17 protein-coding genes and 1 pseudogene are annotated in these 21,493 nt (G+C 71.9%); 4 read left to right on the plus strand and 14 right to left on the minus strand.

Annotated elements, in window-relative coordinates:
- Positions 1-82, plus strand: a pseudogene (locus ACFUJR_RS17110) (transposase); the annotation flags it as partial.
- Positions 83-172: 90 nt separating this feature from the next.
- Here the strand turns inward: ACFUJR_RS17110 and ACFUJR_RS17115 are convergent.
- Positions 173-532, minus strand: a complete 360-nt coding sequence (locus ACFUJR_RS17115) for a hypothetical protein (RefSeq protein ID WP_383181648.1) — start codon at positions 530-532, stop codon at positions 173-175.
- A gap of 497 nt (positions 533-1,029) precedes the next feature.
- On the opposite strand from ACFUJR_RS17115, the gene ACFUJR_RS17120 reads away from it, so the two are divergent.
- Positions 1,030-1,569, plus strand: coding sequence for a hypothetical protein (locus ACFUJR_RS17120; protein WP_383181645.1), 540 nt, complete (start codon positions 1,030-1,032; stop codon positions 1,567-1,569).
- Positions 1,570-1,843: 274 nt separating this feature from the next.
- Entirely contained in the window at positions 1,844-3,691 is a 1,848-nt protein-coding gene (locus tag ACFUJR_RS17125) for a hypothetical protein (protein ID WP_383450499.1), read from the plus strand.
- A gap of 156 nt (positions 3,692-3,847) precedes the next feature.
- On the opposite strand, the gene ACFUJR_RS17130 is transcribed toward ACFUJR_RS17125, so the two are convergent.
- Entirely contained in the window at positions 3,848-6,238 is a 2,391-nt protein-coding gene (locus tag ACFUJR_RS17130) for a UvrD-helicase domain-containing protein (RefSeq protein ID WP_383170205.1), read from the minus strand.
- Positions 6,239-6,708: 470 nt separating this feature from the next.
- Between ACFUJR_RS17130 and ACFUJR_RS17135 the strand changes: the two genes are divergently transcribed.
- A complete protein-coding gene (locus ACFUJR_RS17135; protein WP_383450502.1) occupies positions 6,709-7,944 on the plus strand; it encodes a hypothetical protein in 1,236 nt (411 codons plus the stop codon).
- 137 nt (positions 7,945-8,081) lie between these two features.
- On the opposite strand, the gene ACFUJR_RS17140 is transcribed toward ACFUJR_RS17135, so the two are convergent.
- The 12 genes from ACFUJR_RS17140 to ACFUJR_RS17195 form a co-directional block, all read right to left on the minus strand.
- Entirely contained in the window at positions 8,082-8,288 is a 207-nt protein-coding gene (locus ACFUJR_RS17140) for a helix-turn-helix domain-containing protein (protein ID WP_383170208.1), read from the minus strand.
- Positions 8,289-8,429: 141 nt separating this feature from the next.
- Entirely contained in the window at positions 8,430-8,759 is a 330-nt protein-coding gene (locus tag ACFUJR_RS17145) for a hypothetical protein (RefSeq protein ID WP_383170210.1), read from the minus strand.
- A gap of 98 nt (positions 8,760-8,857) precedes the next feature.
- Positions 8,858-9,922, minus strand: coding sequence for a histidinol-phosphate transaminase (gene hisC / locus ACFUJR_RS17150; RefSeq protein ID WP_383170267.1), 1,065 nt, complete (start codon positions 9,920-9,922; stop codon positions 8,858-8,860).
- An 86-nt stretch (positions 9,923-10,008) separates the two neighbouring features.
- Positions 10,009-10,650: a LysE family translocator gene (locus tag ACFUJR_RS17155; protein WP_383170212.1), complete on the minus strand. Its 642-nt coding sequence runs from the start codon at positions 10,648-10,650 to the stop codon at positions 10,009-10,011.
- Positions 10,651-10,680: 30 nt separating this feature from the next.
- Positions 10,681-11,385 (minus strand): 4'-phosphopantetheinyl transferase family protein, encoded by a 705-nt coding sequence (locus ACFUJR_RS17160; RefSeq protein ID WP_383170214.1) that lies wholly within the window; start codon positions 11,383-11,385, stop codon positions 10,681-10,683.
- A complete protein-coding gene (locus ACFUJR_RS17165) occupies positions 11,382-12,155 on the minus strand; it encodes a thioesterase II family protein (protein ID WP_383170216.1) in 774 nt (257 codons plus the stop codon). The genes ACFUJR_RS17160 and ACFUJR_RS17165 overlap by 4 nt, the downstream gene beginning before the upstream one ends.
- Positions 12,152-13,228 (minus strand): HAD-IIIC family phosphatase, encoded by a 1,077-nt coding sequence (locus ACFUJR_RS17170; protein ID WP_383170218.1) that lies wholly within the window; start codon positions 13,226-13,228, stop codon positions 12,152-12,154. Before ACFUJR_RS17170 ends, ACFUJR_RS17165 begins: the two co-directional genes overlap by 4 nt.
- Positions 13,225-14,433, minus strand: a complete 1,209-nt coding sequence (locus tag ACFUJR_RS17175; RefSeq protein ID WP_383170220.1) for an acyl-CoA dehydrogenase family protein — start codon at positions 14,431-14,433, stop codon at positions 13,225-13,227. The genes ACFUJR_RS17170 and ACFUJR_RS17175 overlap by 4 nt, the downstream gene beginning before the upstream one ends.
- A gap of 28 nt (positions 14,434-14,461) precedes the next feature.
- Positions 14,462-14,731, minus strand: coding sequence for an acyl carrier protein (locus ACFUJR_RS17180; RefSeq protein ID WP_383170222.1), 270 nt, complete (start codon positions 14,729-14,731; stop codon positions 14,462-14,464).
- A gap of 25 nt (positions 14,732-14,756) precedes the next feature.
- A complete protein-coding gene (locus ACFUJR_RS17185) occupies positions 14,757-15,632 on the minus strand; it encodes a 3-hydroxyacyl-CoA dehydrogenase family protein (protein ID WP_383170223.1) in 876 nt (291 codons plus the stop codon).
- Positions 15,633-15,657: 25 nt separating this feature from the next.
- Entirely contained in the window at positions 15,658-21,300 is a 5,643-nt protein-coding gene (locus tag ACFUJR_RS17190) for an SDR family NAD(P)-dependent oxidoreductase (RefSeq protein WP_383170225.1), read from the minus strand.
- On the minus strand, positions 21,300-21,493 hold a 194-nt coding region (locus ACFUJR_RS17195), incomplete at its 5' end, for a hypothetical protein (protein WP_383450505.1). The genes ACFUJR_RS17195 and ACFUJR_RS17190, both read right to left, overlap by 1 nt.

The following is a 21,493-nucleotide window of genomic DNA, read 5'->3' on the forward strand; positions in this document are numbered from 1 at the left end:
CCGCCGCTACATCATCTGGCGAAACCGCCACGCCGACGACCGGCACCTACGCGCCGTCGTCGACAGGGCGAACGTTGCCTGATGCGGCACTAGCCACACCACAACATCCGCTTGGTCACCCCATGACAGCAACCACAACCCCCGCCCCACACCCACTACCAGGACATCCACGTCACGATCCCGCTGACGCCCACCCGCTGCCACCCCAACGCCCACTCACAACGGCGGTGTCCGCCGCTTCCCGCAGCTGTGCGGCTGTGCACGCGTCGTAAATGGCGTTGATCGCCTTTGAGTTGTGGTACTCCGCGGCGAGTCGGCGGAAGGTGGCCGAGGGACGGAAAACGGTATCCGCCGACGCTTGTTCGTCCACGAGCTCCGCGGGAAGCCCGCAGTACGTCTCCGACGTGATGAAGCATGCCCAGTCGACCAGTTTGCGTGTCGACCACACATCGTCGGCAACGCGGTCAAGGAGCAGCGGACGGCAGCGGGGGTCAGGGCATTCGTCCACCGTCGCATAGAACAGCTGGTCCACCAGGGCAGTGTCAACCCTGGCCCCAACCGGGTACAACTCGGACGGCGGCACGAACTCCCGCTGCCGACGGCGGACCGTGGCCGCACTGTGTACGTGGTCAGCGCCGGTCGCCATTCTTTCCACTGCCTCCTTCAGCAGGCTCATTTCCCGGCATCACAGTTCATCGTCGCGCGCCCTGTGGCACAGCGGCCGCAAAACGGCGAACACGCCACACAACGGTAGATCTTCTAGTAGGGGGCGGAGCTTCAAAGGCCAGCTCACTTCGGGCGGGGCGAACCCGTCGGCGAGTGCGGTGCGGCGGCCCAGTGGTCCTGATGGTGTACGCGGACCGTGCCGGAAGGCTGTGGCGGATCGGGAAGATGTGCGCGCGATGCGCGGCCGCCGCCCCCGACTGCCGTGTCCTGGACACCGCCCCGCCCGTGTCCCGTGCACGCCCGCACGGTGCTGGACTACGCAGCCGCCCACGCCCCTCGCCCGGAGGCCGAAGGCGCCTGGCGGTGCTCATGCTCACCCTGCGGGCCGCGCGCGCCGGCGCCGGGAACATCACGGGCCAGGACCTCACCGGCGGGCTCCAGGACGATGCCGAGCGGGTACTTCAGCAGCTGGTCGCGGACGGGTGGCTGCGTCTGCCCGGCACCGTTGCCGAGGTGATGGCTTCCCGGTCCGAGGACCCCACCGCCATCACAGTCCCCACCCTGCTGCCCGAGCGGCCCCGCCCGTTCGGCTTCGGCAAGACCACCCGCGCGAGGATCTCCGGCTTGGCCCAGAAAGTCGTGGGCGACCGGAAGCTCCGCAAGAAGAAACTGGGTGCCACCGCCCGGCTCCTAGCCCTGTACACCGCCGCCCACGCCCGCTCCGAGGACGGCGGGCTGCATCTGGACCAGGTCGCCGAGTTCACCGCCCTGACCCCCGATCCGGTTGGCGAGCACACCAAACTGCTGGTCGCCACCGACTGGCTCACCGAAGCCGACACCGCTGGGGGACGGCTACGCGGACAGCTCACCGAGCGTGTCCTGCCGCTGTCAGGGCTGCTGTGACACGCCCCGCCCACCGCGCCAGCGGCCTTGCGTACCGCCACCCCCGGGTGCGCGCACGGAGCAGCGGCATCAACGCCGATGACAGCCTGGAGATCCATCCAGCCGGTCCCGGCCGGCCAGCCCCACTTCTAGGCGATCCGCACCACCGCTGAGTCGTCCCGGTGGCCGATGGCCACGTGGCAGGGAGCCGGCCCGGTGCGCTCCGGGGCCGTCACCCATACGGCTGAGGGTCGTTTCCGGTGTGGACCAACACATCTGATGCCAAGGAGGCCCAGTGGGCCCGTCGTTTGTGATCGAGCGGCTCGAGTTCCAGCGGGGCGCCGTCTGGTACGCCCGCTACTTCAGGGGCCTGGTGACCTTCCTCTTGGGCCACTCCAAGGCCGGAAAGTCCACCGCGCTGGAAGCGCTGCTCTACCCGCTGGGCCTTCTTACGGCAACCGTCATGCCGGAGGTCCGCGGCTGCCGGCAGGTCCGGCTGGTCTTCCGGGTTGCCGGAACCCGCTGGCAGGCCACCCGCAGCGGGTCGAACCCGCGGGCACGGGTGTCCTTGAAGAACCTCGGCGACACCGGCGAGACCGAGCATCTGCTGCCGGTCACGAGCGCGAAGGCCGGGGAGATGACCGCCGGCGCCTTCGTCCAGGAACTGCTCGGCCTGCCCCAAGCGGCCCGCGGGGCTACGCGTGTCGGGCTGGACGACTTCTGCAGCACCGTCATGGCGCTGCGGCAGAACACGATCGCCTCGGAGTTCCTCGGCGCAGGGAAGGACGAGGCGAGGGTCCTTGCCCTGGAGGTGCTCCTGGGCCTGTGGAACGAGGACCTTGCCGGGCTGGAGAAGAACGCTTCGGAAGCAGCGTCCCGGTACCGGGCGGTGCGGTCCGCTCTGGCGGCGTTCAAGAAGCTGCGGGACAGCGGTGCTCTGGCCGATCCGGCCAGCGTCCGCGCCGCGTACGAGCAGAAGCAGCGCGAGCACCGCGCGGCGGCGCAGCGGTGGCAGGAGGCCGATGCGGCGCTGGAGGTCGCCGTCGGGGAGCGCGGGCGGCTCGTCGCCCTGCACCAGGCGGCCGAAGCCCAGCGCAGGAAGAGTGCGAAGCAGGCTGTCGCCGCCCAGGCCAAGGTGAACGGCGCCATCGCCGAGCACGCGCGCGCCGAAGGTGAACTCGCCGCCCTGCTGGCGCCCGCGCCGCAGGACTGCACCTGCTGCGGACAGCCGCTCCCCGACCGGGAGCCGGGTCTGTGCCGCCAATGCGGTCAGCCACACGACGGCTTGGAAGACCGGCGCGAGCGGCAGATCGCCGCAGCCCGTGCGAAGGTGGACCGGCTCCTGTTCAGGCTGCGGGGCCTTCAGGAGGCGTCGGCTGCCGCCGTCGTCCAGGCTGCCGAGGCGGATACGGCGGCCGCGGCCGCGCTCGCTGCCCGCGACGCCTACGACGAGGGCCATCTCCAGCCCGCCCGCAAGGCCGCGCAACAGGCCGAGAAGGAGGCCCACGGCCTGAGCCGCGACGTCGCCCAGCTCAAGGAGCGCCTGGAGTCGGCCGACTACATCAGCGCCCAGGAGCAGGTCATCCAGGCGGCCAAGGAACAGATGGACGCGGCGCAGGCCGCCCGGGACGCCGCGGTCACCGCCCACGAAGTGCGCCGCAAGGAAGTCACCGGCCGCTGGTCGGAGTTCTTCCTTGCCCGGCTGAAGCAGATCAACCCCGACGTCGAGACCGCCCACATCGACCCCGTCGACTTCACCACCCGCGTCAAGGAACGGCACACAGTCGACAAGACCTTCGCCGAGAGCTCGGTCGCCGGCAGCCCCAAGGTGGCGACCAACGTCGCGCTGCTGCTGGCACTGCGCGATCTCGGCCGCGTCGACCGCGGCGTCCGGGTGCCGCCGCTGATGGTCATCGACTCGCCGCTGGCCGGCCTCGGAGCACAGGGCCTGGACCACGACACCGGCCTGCGCCTGATCGACACGCTCATCGACATCGCCGACGCCCCCTCTCCCGACGGCTACGCCTGCCAGATCATCGCCGCCACCAACGACCCCCTCCCCCGCCCCTATCCCGGCGTGCGAGAAATCCGCATCAACACCGACAACCGGTTCTTCGACCACGCCCCGCGCCGCGACAACTGACCCCCCTGTGCCCTGCGCTTTCGCACAAGAGCCCAGGGCGGCCAGCACCCGTCGCCACACCCGGACGGCCGACGCCATCAGCGGCCTCCAGCCAGCCTTTCAACTGGTACCAGGCTCGCCCACGTGACCGGGTGCCGGAGCAGCCCGCCGTGGATCTCAGCGGCGGGCTGCCTCGTGCAGGTGCCGGCGCAGCTGTGCGCGCAGTTGCGGCAGAGGCGCACCCGCGCCGAGCCGGCGCAGGAAGCCGGCGGCGTCCCAGGTGATCAGGCCGCCCTGGCGGGAGAGGTACAGGCCGACCTGGTCGATGCCGAACTGGTCGTCGTAGTCGAGCAGGAGGTATCCGGCGAGCTGGTAGATCTCCTCGCGGCCCAGGCGGCGGGGGTCCTTGGTGGCTTTGCAGTCCAGCAGCAGGCCGTCGAGGATGTAGTCGGCGTCGGCGCCGCCGATGTCGCCGCTGCCGGCGAAGACCGGACCGCACACGCGGGCCCTTTGCGGTAGGGCCCGGAAGGCGGCGAACGGGCCCTCGGCGAGCCGCGTCTGTTGGTCGATGTCGGTGACGACGTACTCAGGGACGGCCGTGGTGAGGTCGTCCAGGGTCGTGGCGGGGGTGGCGGTGCTGAGCATGCTGAAGCGGCGGATCTCGCCGGTGCGGGCGATGTCCTCGAAGAAGCCGGCAACGAAGCACAGCTGGCTGAGCATGTTCTCGTTTAGGCTGTCGGGGTCGGCGAGGTAAGTGTCGACGGTGGCCAGCAGTTCCCGGCCCGCCGTGTGCAGGGCCTTGCGGGCCCCTCGCGCCGGTGCTCCGCGCAGCGGTCCGGTCTCGTCAAGGAGCATGACACCGGCGACGACGGCCGGTCCGAGCCGCCCGCCGAGGCTGAGGCGGAGGCGGTAGTCGATGGCGTGCCCGAGGGCCGGCCAGTTCGGGTACTGAACGTCGATCGGCTGCACCGGGTGAGGAAGGCCGACGATGCGCGCCTGATAGTCGCCCACCAGGTTCTGGCTGTACGGGAGGTGGGCGGCCATGAACTGCGAGATCGGTGAGGAGTCGTACTTCAGCTGCCCGGTCAGACTGAGCTCGATCATCGGCCGGCCGGCCACCGTGCCGTCCCGGCCGGCGTCGGCCATGGTCTTTTCGTACGCGTCGATCCAGGCGATGCCCTCGGTGTCCAACTGGTGGCGGGCGCGGGTGACCGCGACGTAGATCAGGCGGGCCTCGCTCGCGTTCAGCGCGCGCTGCAGACCCAGGTCGTCCACCGACGGGGCCATGAAGCCCTTGCCGATGCGTACCGATGGCCACTCCCGCCCCTTGGCCTTGTGCGCGGTGGAGACGGTGACCTGCGCCTTCTCCTCCGGGGAGAGGCGGTCCACCGCGGCGATGATCTGGTCGGGGCCGTAGGTGTCGACCAGCTGCACGATCGCTTTGAGGTCCTGGCCGGCCTTGTCCTGCTCGGCGTACTCCTGCACCTCGCCCCAGGAGGAGAACAAGAACAGCTCCGGGTGGCTGGTGCGCTGCCCGGCTTTGAGCTCGAGTGCGGCCTTGGCGATGCGCTGCAGCGCGCTGCCCCCGCCGGTCAGCGCCACCGGGATGCCGAGCTCCAGGTAGGACAGGACTTCGCTCATCGCGTCCACGTTGCCCCGGCACAGCACCGCCTCGGGCTGCGCCGCCTCACCCACGCGGGAGCCAGGGCCGTGGCCGGTCAGCTGCATCTCCGACTCGGCGTGCCCCAGCCACCGGTTGGCCACCTCGGCGATGGCCGGGCCGAAGCGGAAGGACTGGGTCAGGCGCAGCTGCTCGGCCGGGAAGCCGGTCATCACATCGCGCGCGTTGCGCCAGCCGTAGATCTGCTGGGCCGGGTCCCCGACGCACACCCGCTGCGCGTCCTGGGCGAGGAAGACCTCCTCCAGGACGGGGTTGGTGTCCTGGGCCTCGTCCAGCAGGACGAAGTCTGCCCCGAGCTGCGGGGAGGTCATCGCCCACAGCTTCATGTAGTGGTCGTGCTCGAACCGCAGTCGGCCCGCGGGCGAGCAGATGTCCTGCCACGCACAGTGCGCGTAGGGCAGCAGGGTGCGGGCGAGATAGTCCTGGCCGGGGCCGTCGAGGCCGTTGACCGGCTCCATGTGGCGGGCCATGACCTGCCGGTCGGTGGTGTAGCAGAACTTGCGGACCATGCCCATCACCAGGCGCGCGGCGTGAGTGACCTTGATCTGGCGGGAGCCCACGTCAAGGTCACGGGTGATGCCGAGCAGGCGGGCGGTGTGCTTGGCGGGGATCCTCGCCGAGGCGTCCAGACGCTCACGGTAGTGGTGGCCGACGGCACGGAAGGCCAGGGAGTGCGCGGTACGGCACTCCACATTCGGCCCGAACCGTCCGCGGGCGTCATCGGCGATCGCCCGGTTGAACGCCACGTACAGCCCGCGTTTGCGGGTCGCGGCGCCCATCAGGATCAGCGTGGACGTCTTGCCCGTCCCGGCGCCTGCGACCAGGGCCAGGTCCCGGCCGGAGGCGAACACCTCACGGGCAGCCTGCTGCTCCTTTGTCGGCTCCATGGCCAAGGGGTTCCTCTCTGGGAAGCGCGGCTTCATGTACCGCAGCCCCAGAGGCTGGACCAGCTGATGACCAACCGTCAATACAGTCATACGTTCGGTAGCCGGTTCCGGCCGAATTCAGGACAGGCCGTACAAGGCGGCGCCTCGGACCTGCGCGCTGCCGGTTCTTCCCTCCCCGCCCCTTGGGCGGTGCACCCGGTCGCTGCAATCAGGCCAGCGAACTTTCCTGATTCCGGAAGGAGTTGTCAGGCCCGGTTTCTATGCTGCCGCAGGCAAAGGAACCGCTGGACACCGCGCTGGTGCCCGGCCGCGTGATCAGACGGGAGGTGCGGGATGCCGACGTGTACCCGCCGGGCCAAGTCGACGCGGCGCCTATGCCGACGCGAGGCCGCCGAGTGGCCCCGCTACGACGATCTCCCCGCCCCCGTGGTGGCGTGCGCCAGCCACCTCACGCCGCCGGAATGGGCCGCGTGCCAGGAAGCCCGCGCCCGGGCGAACGCCGAGTGGTCCGCCACCGGGCAGCGGAGGTGGCCGCGCGCGACGAACAGGGCGAGCAGCTGCAGCCGGCCCCGGCCGTGGCGCGCTATGTCCCACGGCCGTGCACCGGTCAGTGCGTCTCCCAGGAACGCGCCTGGGGCCGCGACGCCGACAGCGCCTCCAGCCTGTGCGCGACCTGCGACAGCTACGGGTGCGTAGCCTGCGGCAAGGCCGAAGTCGACCGCATCCTCGACTACTGCGGCCGATGCGCGGCGTTCGAATCGGAGACCGACCAGGAGCCGGACGCGGTCTGGGACGATGAGATCGACACCGGGCCCGAGCCGCGCATGCGGCTGACCGCGATGGTGAGCCAGCTCGTCGCGGCCACCGGCGCCACACACCGCGACGTCAACGCCCGCATCAACCGGACCATCGGGGTACACACCCGCGTCGGAGCCGACGAGCAGGTGATCCGCCGCGCCGCACGGGCCGCCCGCGCCTGGCTCGACCGACTCCTCCCAAGCCCCCAGCCGGAGACCACCGCCCCACCCAGCGTGCCCGATCCCGGCGCAGTGACAGTGACCACCGAGCACGTCGAGCCCGCTGCACGGGTCGAAGGCGCTGTGCTCGCGGGCGGCCGGGTACTACGGTCAGCGCCCATGGACACCCCCGCACCACGCCCCGCCGACGACGCCGCGGGCGAGCACGCCGAGCTGACCGTGACCGTCCGCCTGACCGGCCAGAGCGCCAGGCGCCTGCGCCGCACGGCCGAGATCCAGCAGCGGCCCGTCGAGGAGGTCGCGGCCGAGAGCATCAGCGACGAGATGCACCGGGAGGTGCACGAGGCGCTGTGCAGCGGCAGCGGCGCGTACGCGGCCACCCTCGACGGCCTCGCCAAGCGCCTCGCCCTCATCGTCCGCGAACTGGGTGCCCTGCCCTCCGGCGCCGCCGCACACGTGATCGCCCAGGCAGCCGCCGAACAGTACGGTCCCCTGCCCGAGGAATGGCACCGGCGCACGCTCGAACAGCTCACCGAGCTGTGGACCGGGCGCACCACCGAGTTCGGCCAGCGTCCCGACGGCTCCGTCGGCCCGCTGGAGGACACCCATGTCCACGCGATGGTCACCCCCGCGCAGTGGGACGCCCTGGCCCGCATCGGCGCACCCGGCAGCATCGCACTGGGCACGCAAAAGGCCCTCGAAGCCGGGATCACCGCCCTCGACCGATAGCCGGGTCGCTCAGGTCGGCCGCGCCCCGGGCGGGGGCTAGCATGGCGCTCCCCCCGGATGCCTCCGCTCCAGGTCTTCCAGGATCCGAAACGTCGCCCGACTCGGCTGCGGCACCTCCCCTGGCCCGAACCGCGCGATCACCCGGGCCCCGTCCGCTCAATCACCAGCGTCCGCGAGGGTCGCGACTGGTCGGTGTGCTCGGCCATCACCTCCAGAGCCGTCTCCGCCCACCGCTCGTCGCCCGGCGGCTGCGTCGGCCTGGGCTGGCCGCGCTTCGGGACAAGCCCGGCTTCACCATGACGCCGGAGATCAGCGACCCACTGCTTGCCGGTGCGAACCGACACCCCAAGTTCCCGGGCCTTCGCCGCGTACTTGGCCTCGGCAGGCTCGCCATTCGCGTACTCGGTGCGGGCTCTTCTTCGCGTGTGAGCCCCGGACTGCCTGAGCGACAGCCCGTCAGGACCTCGCGGACATGCTCAGCCCGCTCAATGACATACTCGTATTGGCCCCACTGTGCGCCGAGATCGACGATCTGCTCGATCCATGCGTCGGCTCAACGGCACCGAGCGCATGTTCCATGCGAGCGGAGAGCGGCTGGCGCCCTCTCGAAGGCGGGGCGGATCCGCGAGCGGGCGCATGAGGAGGCCGATCAGCTCCTGGGTGACGTCCACGCCCGGCAGAACCTCGTTGCCGAACGCGAAGACGCTGTCCACATCGTCGGCGAGCTGGCGCCGATGAGCGCCGCGCCGCGCGCCCCGCCGCCGCGAGGGCTGTCCGAAGTGGGCCGAGCGGACCGAGAAGTGGGCGAAGGTCAACGCTGAACGGCACCTTGATCTGGCAGGACTCCGAGGCCGCACGCCTCGCGTCGCCAGACGTTCTCCGTTGCAGGGCCGGGCGCTCGTGCGGCTCGGGGTCAGGCGGGCCGGTTGCGCAGAAGCTTACGGTGCGATTCGGCGGCGTGGAGGAAGGCGTCGTTCGTGGCGGGGGTACCGATGCTCACGCGGACGCCCTCGTCGGGGAAGGCACGGACGTGGATGCCCTCCCGCTCACAAGCCGCGGCAAGTTCGGCGGTGTGCCGACCGGACCGGAGCCAGAGGAAATTGGCGTGTGACTCAGGGACGCCCCAGCCCTGCTCGGTGAGCGCGGCGTGCACGCGGGCGCGTTCGGCGACGAGGTGTCCGACGCGCTCGCGCATCTCGTCCGCGCGGCGCAGTGACTCCACCGCCGCGTCCTGGGCGAACTGCGTGACCCCGAAGGGCACCGCCGTCCTCCGCAGGGCGGCGGCCACCGGTTCATGGGCCACTGCGTAGCCGACCCGCAGCCCCGCAAGGCCGTACGCCTTGGAGAAGGTGCGCAGGACGCAGACGTTAGGGCGGTCCCGGTACAGCTCGATGCCGTCGGGTACCTCGTCGTCGTGGACGAACTCGCGGTACGCCTCGTCCAGCACCACCAGCGTCTCGGGTGGGCACCGGTCGAGGAAGTGGTTCAGCTCCGCCCGGCGGACCACCGTGCCGGTGGGGTTGTTGGGGTTGCAGATGAAGATCGTGCGGGTGCGGTCGGTGATGGCGTCCAGCATCGCGGTGAGGTCATGCACGTCGCCCTTCACGAGGGGCACCCGCACCGATCGTGCGCCTACGGTCTCCGTGAGCTGCGGATACGCCTCGAACGAGCGCCAGGCGAAGAGCACTTCGGACCCCGGACCCGTGGTGGCCTGCAGGAGCTGTTGGGTCACGCCCACCGAGCCGGTGCCGGTGGCAATGTGCTCCGCCGGCACGCCGAGAGATCCGGCGAGTTCCTCCGTCAGGCGGTGGCAGGCCATGTCCGGGTAGCGATTGAGGCTCGCCGCGGCGGCCACCGCGCTCTCCAGCACGCCGGGAAGCGGCGGGAAGGGGTTCTCGTTGGCGGAGAGTCTCCCGTCCACGGCGGGCGCCGTCGAAGAGGCGGCGGATGCGGTGGACACCGAGGGCTCCGCCTTCATGTCCTGCGTCGTCGCTCGGCGCGGGGCCGGGCTCGGCATGGCGTTCATGACTCGCTCTCTGCTTGCTGGCGGGCGGGGCGGTGTGATCAGGCGTCGGCGCTGCCGGTGGCGAGCACGGCGCCGGCGAGCGCGAGGAAGACTCCGCCGCCGACGTACCTCTGCACCTGCAAGAAGCCCTTGCTCTGCTGGGCGCGGCCGCGGATCAGGAGGCTCACCAGGCCCCAGGCGGCGTTCGTCGCCATGCCGACCACCACGAAGATCAGCCCGAGCACGAGGGTCTGGGACCAGACCGGCCCGCGCTCGCTGTCGACGAAGGCGGGGAAGAAGGCGAGGAAGAACAGAGTGCTCTTGGGGTTGAGGGCGTTGACGATCAGCCCTTCGAGGAGGACGCGGCCTCCCCCGGCGCGGGTCTTCTCCTCGTCCTCGGGCAGCGGGGCGACGGCGGGGGTGCGCAGTCGCTGGACGCCGAGCCACAGCAGATAGGCCGCGCCCACGTACTTGACCACTTCGAAGGCGAGCTCGGAGGAGGCCACCAGGGCCGAGAGACCCACGACGGCGGCGAGCACCTGCACGAGGTCGCCGCAGGCCAGGCCGACGGTGGACAGCAGCCCGGCCCGGGAGCCCTGGTCGAGGGTCCGGCCCGTCACGTAGAGGACCGAGGGCCCGGGCACCAGGAGCAGGACGAGCGAGGCGGTGAAGAACCACCAGAGTGTGGTGACGTGAGGCATCGTGATCCGCTTTCTGCTGTCGTTCGCTTACTAGGCCCGGTCGGTGAACGCGTCCCAGGTCCAGCACTGGGGCGTACCCACCGGTCGAGCCGTCATCAATGCGGCGCACGCATCGGGACCCACGGCGAGGTCCCATAGGACGTGCGGCGCAACTACGGTGAGGGTGCGGGGAATTGCACCGTCCGTCATTTTCGCGTACGCCTCCCGGCGGGTCCACCGCGAGAAGAACATCCGGCGCCCCGCATCCCCGGGCAGCGCTTCGATGATTTCCCCCTCGGTGGCGTTCAGGAAGCGCCGCGCCATGGCCCGGTGGTCGAGGGCAGGGTCGATCTCCTCGACGTCGACGCCCACGCGGGCGCCCCGGGCGACCGCGATCAGTGCGGCGCCGCCCGAGTGGGAGAGGTTGAAGTCGAGCCCCTCGCCCGCCTCGGCCGCCTCGCCGCTGAGACGGGGGCGGCCACGCCGGGACCTGTCGAAGGTCAGGCGCTCGGCCGGTACCCCCGTGTAGCGCGACAGCACGGCGCGTACGGCGCCCCGGGCGGCGACGAACCGGTCGCGTTCCCGGGGCAGGGCGCACCGGCGGGCCCGTGCCGTCTCGTCCGTGCCCAGCAGGGGGGCCAGCTGCCGCAGCCGGTCCGGGGACACGTCAAGGTGCAGCCGCCACACGTGCACACCGTCCCCGTCCGGCGGCACCCGGGCGGGCGCCGGGCGCCACTCCCCCTGCGGCTCCGTCATGCGACGGCGCTGCCCAGGGTGCGGCGCAGCACCGTGCCCAGTTCGAGCAGCAGGGCTTCCCTGGCGGAGTGCAGGAAGAAGTGCCCGCCTTCCATCATCCGCAGTCGGAACGGTCCCGAGGTCTGCGCCGCCCACGCCGCCAGCCCCGCCATGTCGACGTGCCGGTCCGCTCGCCCGCCGAAGGCCGTCACCGGACAGTCGAGGACGGGCGCCGGCTCGTACCGGTAGGAGTCGTTGAGCTGGAAGTCGGCCCTCAGCCCCGGCATGACCAGGCGCATCACCCGGGGGTTGGTGAGGAGTTCCTCCGGTGTGCCGCCCAGCGCCCTGAGCTGCTCCAGGAACGCCTCGTCGGGAAGGTCGTGGATGACAGGACGGTTGTGGCGCAACTGCGGTGCGCGGCGTCCGGAGACCACCAGGTGCTCGGGGCCGCGTCGCCCCGCGTCGCGCAGCCAGCGGGTGTACGCGAACGCGATGAGGGCGCCCATGCTGTGGCCGAACATGACGAACGGCCGCTCGCGGAAGTGGTCCGAGATCGCCTCCCCCAGGTCCGGCAGCAGGTCGCCGAGATCGTCGTAGGGCCGCTGCAGGATCCGGGACTCCCGGCCGGGCAGCCGGACGGCGCTCACCTCCACGTCGTCCGGCAGCCCTGCGGCCCAGTCGGCGAAGACCGCGCTGCCGCCTCCGGCGTAGGCGAAGCAGAGCAGACGCAGCCGGGCATCCGGTCGCGGCCGGGGGCACACCAGCCAGCCGCCGTACGCCGCCGCGGTCACGGCGCCCCCTCCACGGTGGCGGGCACGGCGACCTTCAGGTAGCCCGGGAATTCCGGCACGTCCGCCACGTCAGCTTCCAGGGAGACGAGGTCGCCGTCGCGGCCGATCTCCCGGAAACCGGAGAACTTGTACGTCACGAACATCATGCGGTTGCGGCCGTTGGGCAGGAACTCGGCGAGCAGCCGGGCGCCCGCCTCCTTGGCGCGCCGGCGCAGATAGGTGATGAGCACGCCGCCCACGCCGCGGGACATCACCCGGCAGGACATCAGGAGCAGCTTGATCCGCCAGGCGTCGCGGCCACGCTCCAGCAGGACCAGGCCGATGGTGCCGTAGGGCCCGTGCCGGTCCTCGAGGCGGGCGACGAGCAGCTCGTGATCGGGCGACCTGCGGAAGGCGTCCAGCTCCTCGTAGGAGTAGGTGTACCCGGTGGTGTTGAGCTGGTTGGTGCGCAGGGTGAGTTCCTCGGCGCGCTGCAGGTCCTCCTCGGCGGCGCGCGCGATCGTGAAGGTCATGCCCAGGGTGGCGAGGAAGTCCTCCTGGGGACCGGTGTGCTCCCGCTCGACCTCGGCGCGTACCTGGTCGGCGCGGTACATGGCTCGGCGGCGGGCGGAGTCGTCGGTGACGAACCGGGGGGTGAACTCCGCCCGGGCTGGCAGGTCCGCCGCGTCGGCGGCGTCGACGCACAGGACCTCGGGGATCTCGTGCGCGACCTCGGCCCGCTCGAAGGAGTCGTCGTCGACGAAGGCGAAGGCGTCCAGGCCCAGGTTGAGGGAGCTGGCGATGGCCCGCACGGAGGCAGACTTGGCGTGCCAGCCGATCTGCGGATAGAGGAAGTGGTCGAGCAGCCCGTGGCGTTCGAGCTCGGCGGCCGCGGCCTCGTGGTCGTTGCGGCTGGCTATGGACTGCAGGATGCCCCGCCGGTCGAGCTCCTCGATGGCTTCCCGGATGCCGGGGCGCAACGGGCGTCCGTCGCCGTCCTCCAGGAGCACTCCGTCCCAGACAGTGTTGTCGAGGTCCCACACCACGCACTTCACGGTCTTCGTGAGGCGCTGTGCGCTGGTGTCGCCGGTCATGCGGTTACCTTTCGTCCGGCGTCCGCCGGGGTGTCGGAAGCCGTCGCGCTCCCCGTGCGGGGGACGGCGGGGCCGTGGTAGGCGGTGGCGGCGATGGTCGTCTGCTGGAGCTGGGTGCTGCCTTCAATGATCTCCATGACCTTCGCGTCCCGCAGATAACGCTGGACGGGGTACTCGTCGCTGCAGCCGTGCGCCCCGTGGACCTGCACGGCGTCGGAGGCGCTGCGGAAGGCCGTGGTCGCGGAGAAGTACTTGGCGAGCCAGGTGGCGTGCAGGCTCTGCTGGTCGCCGTCCTGGCGCAGCCAGCCCGCCTGCTGGCACAGCAGCCGAGCGGCGCTGGTGTGGGTGGCCATGTCGGCGAGCATCCGCTGGACGAGCTGGTGCTCGCGCAGCCGTACGCCGAACTGCTCACGCTGGTCGGCGTAGGCGAGCGAGGCGTCCAGGCAGGCCTGGGCCAGGCCCACGCACCCCCAGGCGACGCTGTACCGACCCAGTTCCAGGGCGCCGGCGGCGACGGCGTTCAGGCCGAACCCGGCCCGGCCCAGCAGGGCGTCGTCGCCGACCCGGCAGTCCCGGAGTTCGAGTTCGGCGAGCATGGAGGCGCGGGTGCCGAGGATGCCGCGCACGGGAGTGATGCCGAGCCCCGGGGAGTCCCGCTCCACCAGGAACGCGGTCGGCCGGCCGTCGAGGCGGGCGAACAGCAGGAAGACGTCCGCACGTTGCCCGAAGGTGATCCACCGCTTCGCCCCGTCGAGGACGAAGCCGCTCTCGACGCGGCGGGCCGTGGTCGCCAGTGCCTGCACATCGCTGCCCGCGGTGGGCTCGGTGAGCGCGAAGGCGCCGATCGCGTCGCCGGTCGCCAGGCGGGGCAGCCAGAGTTCGCGCTGCCGTGCCGAGCCCCAGCGGGCGATGGCCTGGCAGGCCATGCCGTGGACGGTCAGCAGGCTGCGGACCGAGGAGCAGGCGCGTCCGGTCTCCTCGTTGAGCAGTCCGAACTCGATCGGGTCCAGCGCCGCGCCGCCGTACTCGGCGGGCACGGCGCCTGCCAGGAGTCCGGCGCCGCCGATGGTGGCGAAGAACTCCGCCGGCAGCGCCGCGTCCCGGTCCCAGGCGTCCGCGTAGGGGGCGATGTGCTCGTGGGCGAAGGCCTCGTACGACGTGCGGGCCTCGGCCTGTCGGGGTGTGAGATGTACTCGTGTGGCCATGGTGGTCGTCTCCGTACCGGGTGGGCGGTCAGCTCCCCGCGGCGGCGGAGCGCTTGCGAGCGATGAAGGAGTCGATGGCGGCCACGGTGTTGAAGTTCGCCATCTCCAGGTCCTCGTCCTCGACGGTGAAGCCGAACTCGCCCTCGACGAAGAGGACCAGCTGCATGATGAAGAGGGAGTTGACGAATCCGGTCGCGAAGATGTCGTCGTCGTCGTCGAGCCGGTGCTCGCCGAAGAACTGAGCGAGGAAGCCGTGGATCGCCGGCTTGTGGTCCGTGGTGACGTGCTGTGTGGTCATGTGGGAGTCCGTTTCTCGTGAGCGGTCAGGAGGACAGCGCGGTGGTGTAGTCGAAGAAGCCCCGGCCGCTCTTGCGGCCCAGCAGTCCGGCGTCCACCATGCGGATCAGCAGCGGGCAGGGTCGGTACTTGCTGTCGCTGAAGGCGGTGTAGAGGCCCTCGACGGACTGCAGGATGGTGTCGAGGCCGATCAGGTCGGCGGTCTCCAGCGGGCCCATCTTGTGTCCGAAGCAGCTCTTGAAGATGCGGTCTACCTCCTCCGCGGTGGCGACGCCTTCGTGGACGAGGTAGACCGCCTCGTTGACGGTGAGCATGAGCACCCGGTTGGAGACGAAGCCGGGGGAGTCCTCGACGACCACGCATTCCTTGCCCATCTGGGTGAGCAGTCGGCGTGCGGTGTCGAGCGTCTGCTCGGAGGTGTGGTGACCGCGGATCACCTCCACCATGGGCTTCATGGGCACCGGGTTCATGAAGTGCATGCCGAGAACGCGGTCCGGGCGGCCGGTCGCGGCGCCGATGCGGGTAATCGGGATGACCGAGGTGTTGGCGGCGAAGACACAGTCCGGCCGGCAGAGGGCGTCGATGCGTTCGTAGACGCCGCGCTTGATCTCCCAGTCCTCGGTGACGTTCTCGATCACGAAGTCGGCGGCGTCGAAGCCTTCGTACGTGGTGGTGTACGCGATGCGCTTGGCGATCACGTGCCGGTCATCGGTCTGCCCCTGCGCGCCGAGCAGCCGCCCGAAGCGCAGGCCTTTGTGGATCTCGCCCTCGGCGCGTTCGAGGATCTCCTCGGTGCGGTCGACGAGGATCACGTCGTGGCCGCTCTGCGCCAGGGACTGGGCGAGGCCCGTGCCCATCACTCCGGCGCCCACGACGCCGACCGTCCGTATGTTCTTCGTCATCTGCTCCACTCCTGTTCGTTCGGCCTCAGCGGGCCTGGACTGTCTGGTTCTCGGTGAGTCGGGGCCGCAGCACGTCGGCCAGTGCGGCCACGGTCAGCGCCTCGAAGAGGGCGCTGAGCGGGAGGTCCACGCCGAACCGGCGCCTGATCCGCGCGACGAGCTGCACGCCGAGCAGCGAGTGGCCCCCGAGTTCGAAGAAGTCGTCGTGGACGCCGACCTCACGCAGCCCGAGCAGGTCCGCCCAGAGGGCGGCCAGCCGTTGTTCGACCGGGTTGCCGGGGGCCTGGTAGGCGGTGGTGAGCCGGGGCCGCTCGTGCTGCCCCGGGCCGGCCGCGCCGGCCTGGCCGGCGGGGCCTTCGGCGGTGTCGGAGCCGGCCGTCTCGTCCGCGCGGGCGCGGCCCTCGGCGATGTCCGCGATCACCGCGTCGAGGTCCTTGGCGACGACGACCACCCTCGGTCCCAGGTCCGCGGCGATCACCCTCAGGAGGGCCTCCACGCCTTCGTGCGGCCGGATGCCCTGCGCGAGGTGCTCGTGCAGGCCGCTCGCCTCGCCGGCCGTCCGAGCCGGGCGCGCCGGGGAGGAGAAGCGGTACGGGGCCACCTCGGCGGAGGTGCCGTCCCGGAGCGCGCCCAGCCGCGACTTGAGGTCGGCGACCTTCTTCAGGATGAAGTTCTCGATCCTGGCCACTTCCCGGCCGCTCTCGTCCAGGAGCGTGAAGTCCGAGGTCAGGGTCTCCTTGCCGGCTTCGTCGCGCTCGTGGAACCGGTGGTGACTGAAGATCCGCCGCGGCAGCGGCGCGAGCAGCGTCAGCCGGCCGTACGACAGCGGGATGCGGAACTCCTTGGCGAGGTTCATGCCGTGGAACCCGGCGGCCAGGTCGAGCAGGGAGGGGTGCAGGGCGATGTGCTCCAGATCGCCTTCGAACTCGGCCGGCAGCTCCAGCTCCGCGAGCGCCTCCCGCTCGCCGAGATGGACCCGGCGCAGACAGTGCGAGCGCGGGCCGAACCCCATGGGGCCGCTGTGCCGGACGGCCCCCAGATCCCGCATACCTGCGGCGGAGATCAGGGCGTCCAGGTCATGGCGTACGGGCACGGGCGCCGGGTCCGGGAGCGGACCGACCTCGCCGGTCACATGCACGTGCCAGCCCTCGTCGGCTCCGTCGCCGGAGCGCCGCGCGCCGCTCTCCGGGCGGCTCACTACGGAGAAGCGCATCGCCGAGCCGTCCTTGTCCAGGATGACCCGCAACTCCCGGCGCTGGTCCTCGCCGATGACGACCGGGGACAGGAAGGTGACGTTGCGGAGTTCGGCCTCCGGACCGCCGCACTGGTGCGCGTAGGCGGCGCGGACGAGCTCCAGGTGCCCGGTCCCCGGCACGACGGCGCTGCCCTCCATGCGGTGCTCGTCGATCAGCCAGGAGCCGGTGACGGTGAGCGAGACCTCGTAGACGGCCCGGTGCTCGTCGTCGCTCAGACACGTGTCCAGGAGCGGGTGGCCGACCGGCCCGGTGCGTCCGGCCGGCGCCCCGATCATGCGGGCCGCCATGCCGACGTCCTGCCAGCCGTCCCAGTTGACGGAGACGGTCCGGGGCCCGCCGGCGATGTCGTTGTGCTGGGCCAGCGCGTCGAGGAAGGCGTTGGCGGCGACGTAGTCGACCTGTCCGAAGCCGCCGGTCAGCGCGAGGGTGGAGGAGCACAGCACGGTGAACTCGACGTTCAGGGAGCGGGCGAGGGCGTCGACGACGAGGGCGCCGTGCACCTTGGGGGCGAGGACGCGCAGCGCCGCGTCCACGTCCTTGAGCTGCGCCAGGCCCGCGGCCGGCACACCGGCGGCGTGCACGATCCCGCGCACCGCCCCGAAGCGGCGTACCGCCTCGTCGGCCGCCTCGCGCATCCGGGCCTCGTCGGTGACGTCCGCGGCGACCGCCAGGACTTCCGCCCCGAGCGACTCCAGCTCCTGGACGGCCCGGACGCGGGCGGCGGCCGGGTGCCCGTCGGTAAGGCGCTCCCACTGGTCGCGCGGCGGCAGCGGGCTGCGCCCGACGAGGACGAGCCGGGAACCGCCGCGCTCGGCGAGATGCCGGGCGAGTGCCAGACCCATGCCGCCGAATCCGCCGGTGATCAGCCAGGCGCCGTCGCCGGGCCGGGCCGCTGCGCCCGCAGCGGCGCCGCTGTCGGCGGTCAGCCGGACCGGACGGTGGCTCCGGGTCCAGCGACGCCGCCCGCGTAGTGCGGTGAGCGGTTCGCCGGACGGGCGCAGCAGTTCGGCGAGGAGGCCGTCCACGTCGTCCGGCCGGGGCGCGCCGCCGGGGAGGGTGATGTCGATTCCGCGACAGTCGGTGTCCGGCTGCTCCAGCGGCAGCACCAGGCAGGGGCCGACGGTGGTGGCCTTCTCCGGCGCCAGGTCCTCGGCGCCGAGGACGGCGTGGGCGTCGCTGGAGACAACGGCGATGTCCAGGGGCGTGCCCCCGCCGTGACCCACGACGGCGCGGTTGAGCCGCAGCAGGCTGGAGAAGCCCCGCTCCAGCGTGTCGTCGAGGGCGTGGCGCGGCCCGACCGTCCACAGGTGGACGATGTGCGCGGGGAACCGGCCGTGTTCCTCGAGATCCGCGATGAGCCGCTGGTGATCGTCCTCGCTGCCGGGCGCGATCTCGTACGTTCCCTCGGCGTCGCGCCGCCAGGCCGCACCGGGCCGGACCCCGGTCACGCGGTGGCCGGCCGCGGTGAGCCGCTCGGCGAGCGCCGTTCCCACGCCCTGGTCGTCGAGGAAGAGCAGCCAGTCGGCCGTCCGCCCGTCCGGGTCGGTGCCGGGCTGTCGCGGGTGCGGGGCGAGCGGTTCCCACACCGGCACGGTGAACCAGTCGGCGATGTCGGCCTTCTTCGCCAGCGAGGCCGCAGGCGCCCGGCGTCCGGCGGTCGACGGCTCGATCCAGTGCCTGCGCCGCTCGAAGGGGTATGTGGGCAGCGACACCCGGCCGGGGTCGGCACCGCGTACCGCCGCGAAGTCCAGGTCCACGCCGGACGCCCAGAGCTTTCCGGCGGTGGTGAGCAGGAAGCCCGCTTCGCTCTGCCGGTCGTACTCGCCGGGGAGCGAGGCGTACGCGCCCGCATGCGGCGCGGCGGCGTGATCGGTGGGCGCCGGCCGGGCCTGCAGGGCCAGGCTGCTGAGCGACTGGCCGGGGCCGATCTCGAGGAACAGCCGGTTCGGGTCGCTCCACAGCCGGCCCGCGCCGTCTCCGAAGCGCACCGGGAGGCGCAGGTGGCGGCCCCAGAACGCGGGGTCGGTGGCCTGCTCCGGGGTGATCCAGTCGCCGGTGACGTTCGAGACGTACGGAATGCGCGGCGCGTGGAGCGTGATGCCCGCGACCAGCTCCGTGAAGCGGTCGACGATCGGATCCATCATGTGCGAGTGGAAGGCGTGGGTGGTGCGCAGCCTGCGGACGGCGACGTCCTCCCGGCCGAGCCGGTCGGCCAGGGCGCCGATGGCCTCGTCCTCGCCGGCCACGACGCACAGCCGCGCCCCGTTGACGGCGGCCAGCGACAGGCCCTCGCCGAGCAGCGCGCGCACCTGCTCCTCGGGCAGCGGCACGGCGAGCATGGCGCCGCCGGGCAGCTCCTCGATAAGACGGGCCCTGCGGGCGACGAGCAGCAGGGCGTCGTCGAGTGACAGCACCCCGGCCAGACAGGCCGCCGCGTACTCGCCGATGCTGTATCCGATGAGCGCGTCGGGCCGCACCCCCCACGACTGCCACAGCACGCCGAGGGCGTACTCCAGGGCGAAGGTGGCGGGCTGGGCGTAGAGCGTGCGGTCCAGCGTGGTGCGGTCCGACGGGGCCGGTGCGCTCCGGCCGAGCAGCCTGCGGAGGTCGGGGGCGCCGGCGCCGGGGGAGCCGAGGGCGTCCGCGGGGTGCAGCAGGGTGCGCAGATCGAGGTCCAGGTGCGGGCGGAATCCTTCGGCGCAGCGGTCTATGGCGGCGCGGAACACCGGTTCGCGCTCGTAGAGTTCGCGGCCCATGCCGGGGCGCTGTTCGCCGAGTCCGGGCAGGAGGAAGGCGACCGAGGGCGGCGGGCCGTCGTGCTGCCCGCCGCGCAGGGTGCGCGGGTCCCGGGTGCGCAGCGCCGAAACGGCGCTCGCGGTGTCCTCGGCGACCAGGAACCGCCGGTGGGCGAAGTGCCGCCGGCCGCTCTGGAGGGTGTGCGCCGCGGTCGGCAGCGTGATGTCGGCCGCGTTCTCCAGGCGCTCGGCGAGACGGTCGGTGGCGACGTCCAGCGCGGCCTCGCTGCGCGCCGAGAGCGGCAGAAGCTGCCAGCCGTCCTGCTCGGCGCCGGCGGTACGGCGAGGCGCCTCCTCCAGGACGACGTGGGCGTCGGTGCCGCCCATGCCGAAAGAGCTGACGCCCGCCCGGCGCGGCCCGTCGTCGTGCCAGGGCCGCAGCCGGGTGTTGACGAAGAAGGGGGTGGCGCCGAAGTCGATGTCCGGGTTGGGCTTCTCGAAGTGCAGGCTGGGCGGGATCTGCCGGTGCTGCAGGGCGAGCACGGTCTTGATGAAGCCGGCGATGCCGGAGGCCACGTGGGTGTGGCCGATGTTGCCCTTGACCGCGCCGATCGCGCAGCTTCCGGGCGCGGCGCCTGCGCCCGCGAAGACCCGGGTGAGGGCCTCGATCTCGATGGGGTCGCCGACGGGTGTGCCGCTGCCGTGCGTCTCGACGTAGCCGACCGTGGACGGTGCGATCTCCGCCACGTCGTAGGCCGCGGCGATGACACGGGCCTGGCCGGCCGCGCCGGGGGCGGTGAACCCGACGCGCTCCGCGCCGTCGTTGCCGACGGCGGATCCCTTGATGACCGCGCGCACGGGGTCGCCGTCGGCGAGGGCGTCCTCCAGACGCTTGAGGACGACGACGCCCGCGCCGTTGGAGGCGACGGTGCCCTGCGCCGTGGCGTCGAAGGGGCGGCAGTGGCCGTCGGAGGAGAAGATGCCGCCGGGCTGGTACACATAGCCGGCCTGCCGGGCGCGGACGGTGGCGCCGCCGGCGAGCGCCGTGTCGCACTCGCCGCTCAGCAGCGCCTGGCAGGCGAGGTGGACCGCGACGAGCGAGGTCGAGCAGGCGGTCTGCACGGTCAGCGCGGGCCCGGTCAGGCCCAGCTTGTAGGCGATCCGGGTCGCCAGGTAGTCCTTCTCGTTGGCCAGGTTGCGGGCGAACTCCTCCGCGGCGTCGGCCGGGTCGGCTCCCTGGGCGAGCTGGGCGAGGTAGCTGCCGTAGTACGAACCGGCGTAGACCCCGACCGGTCCCGGCACGGACTTGGGGTCGTAACCCGCGTCCTCCAGTGCCGTCCAGGCGCATTCGAGCAGCACCCGGTGCTGGGGGTCCATCAGGGCCGCTTCCTTCGGGTTGAACCCGAAGAACGCGGCGTCGAAGAGGGCGGCGCCTTCCAGGACCCCTTGTTTGGGTACGTAGTCCGGGTCGTCGAGCTGCGCCTGGGGAACGCCCATCGCCGCCAGCTCCTCGCGGGAGAAGGACGTGATGGACTCGGCGCCCGAGGCCAGGTTGCGCCAGTACTCGTCGGCGTCCGCGGCGCCGGGGAACCGGCAGGAGAGCCCGATGACGGCGATCTCGCCGCCGGTCGTCTCCTGATCGGCGCCCGGGGTGCGGGACTCGTCGCGGTGGTCCATCACTCGCTCTCCTTGGTGGCGGTACGCGCCCGGCTGCTGCGCTGCCTGAGCATCCGTTCCTTGCTGCGGGCCCTGCGTTGCCCGGCGTCCGCGGCCGCGGGGCCGGTGCCCGCGTCGCCGGGCCCCGACAGGTGGGCGGCGAGCGAGGCGACCGTGGGGTACATGGTCAGAGCGACCACCGGCAGCTCACGGC

Source organism: Streptomyces sp. NPDC057271 (assembly GCF_042668715.1).
Taxonomy (GTDB): Bacteria; Actinomycetota; Actinomycetes; order Streptomycetales; family Streptomycetaceae; genus Streptomyces.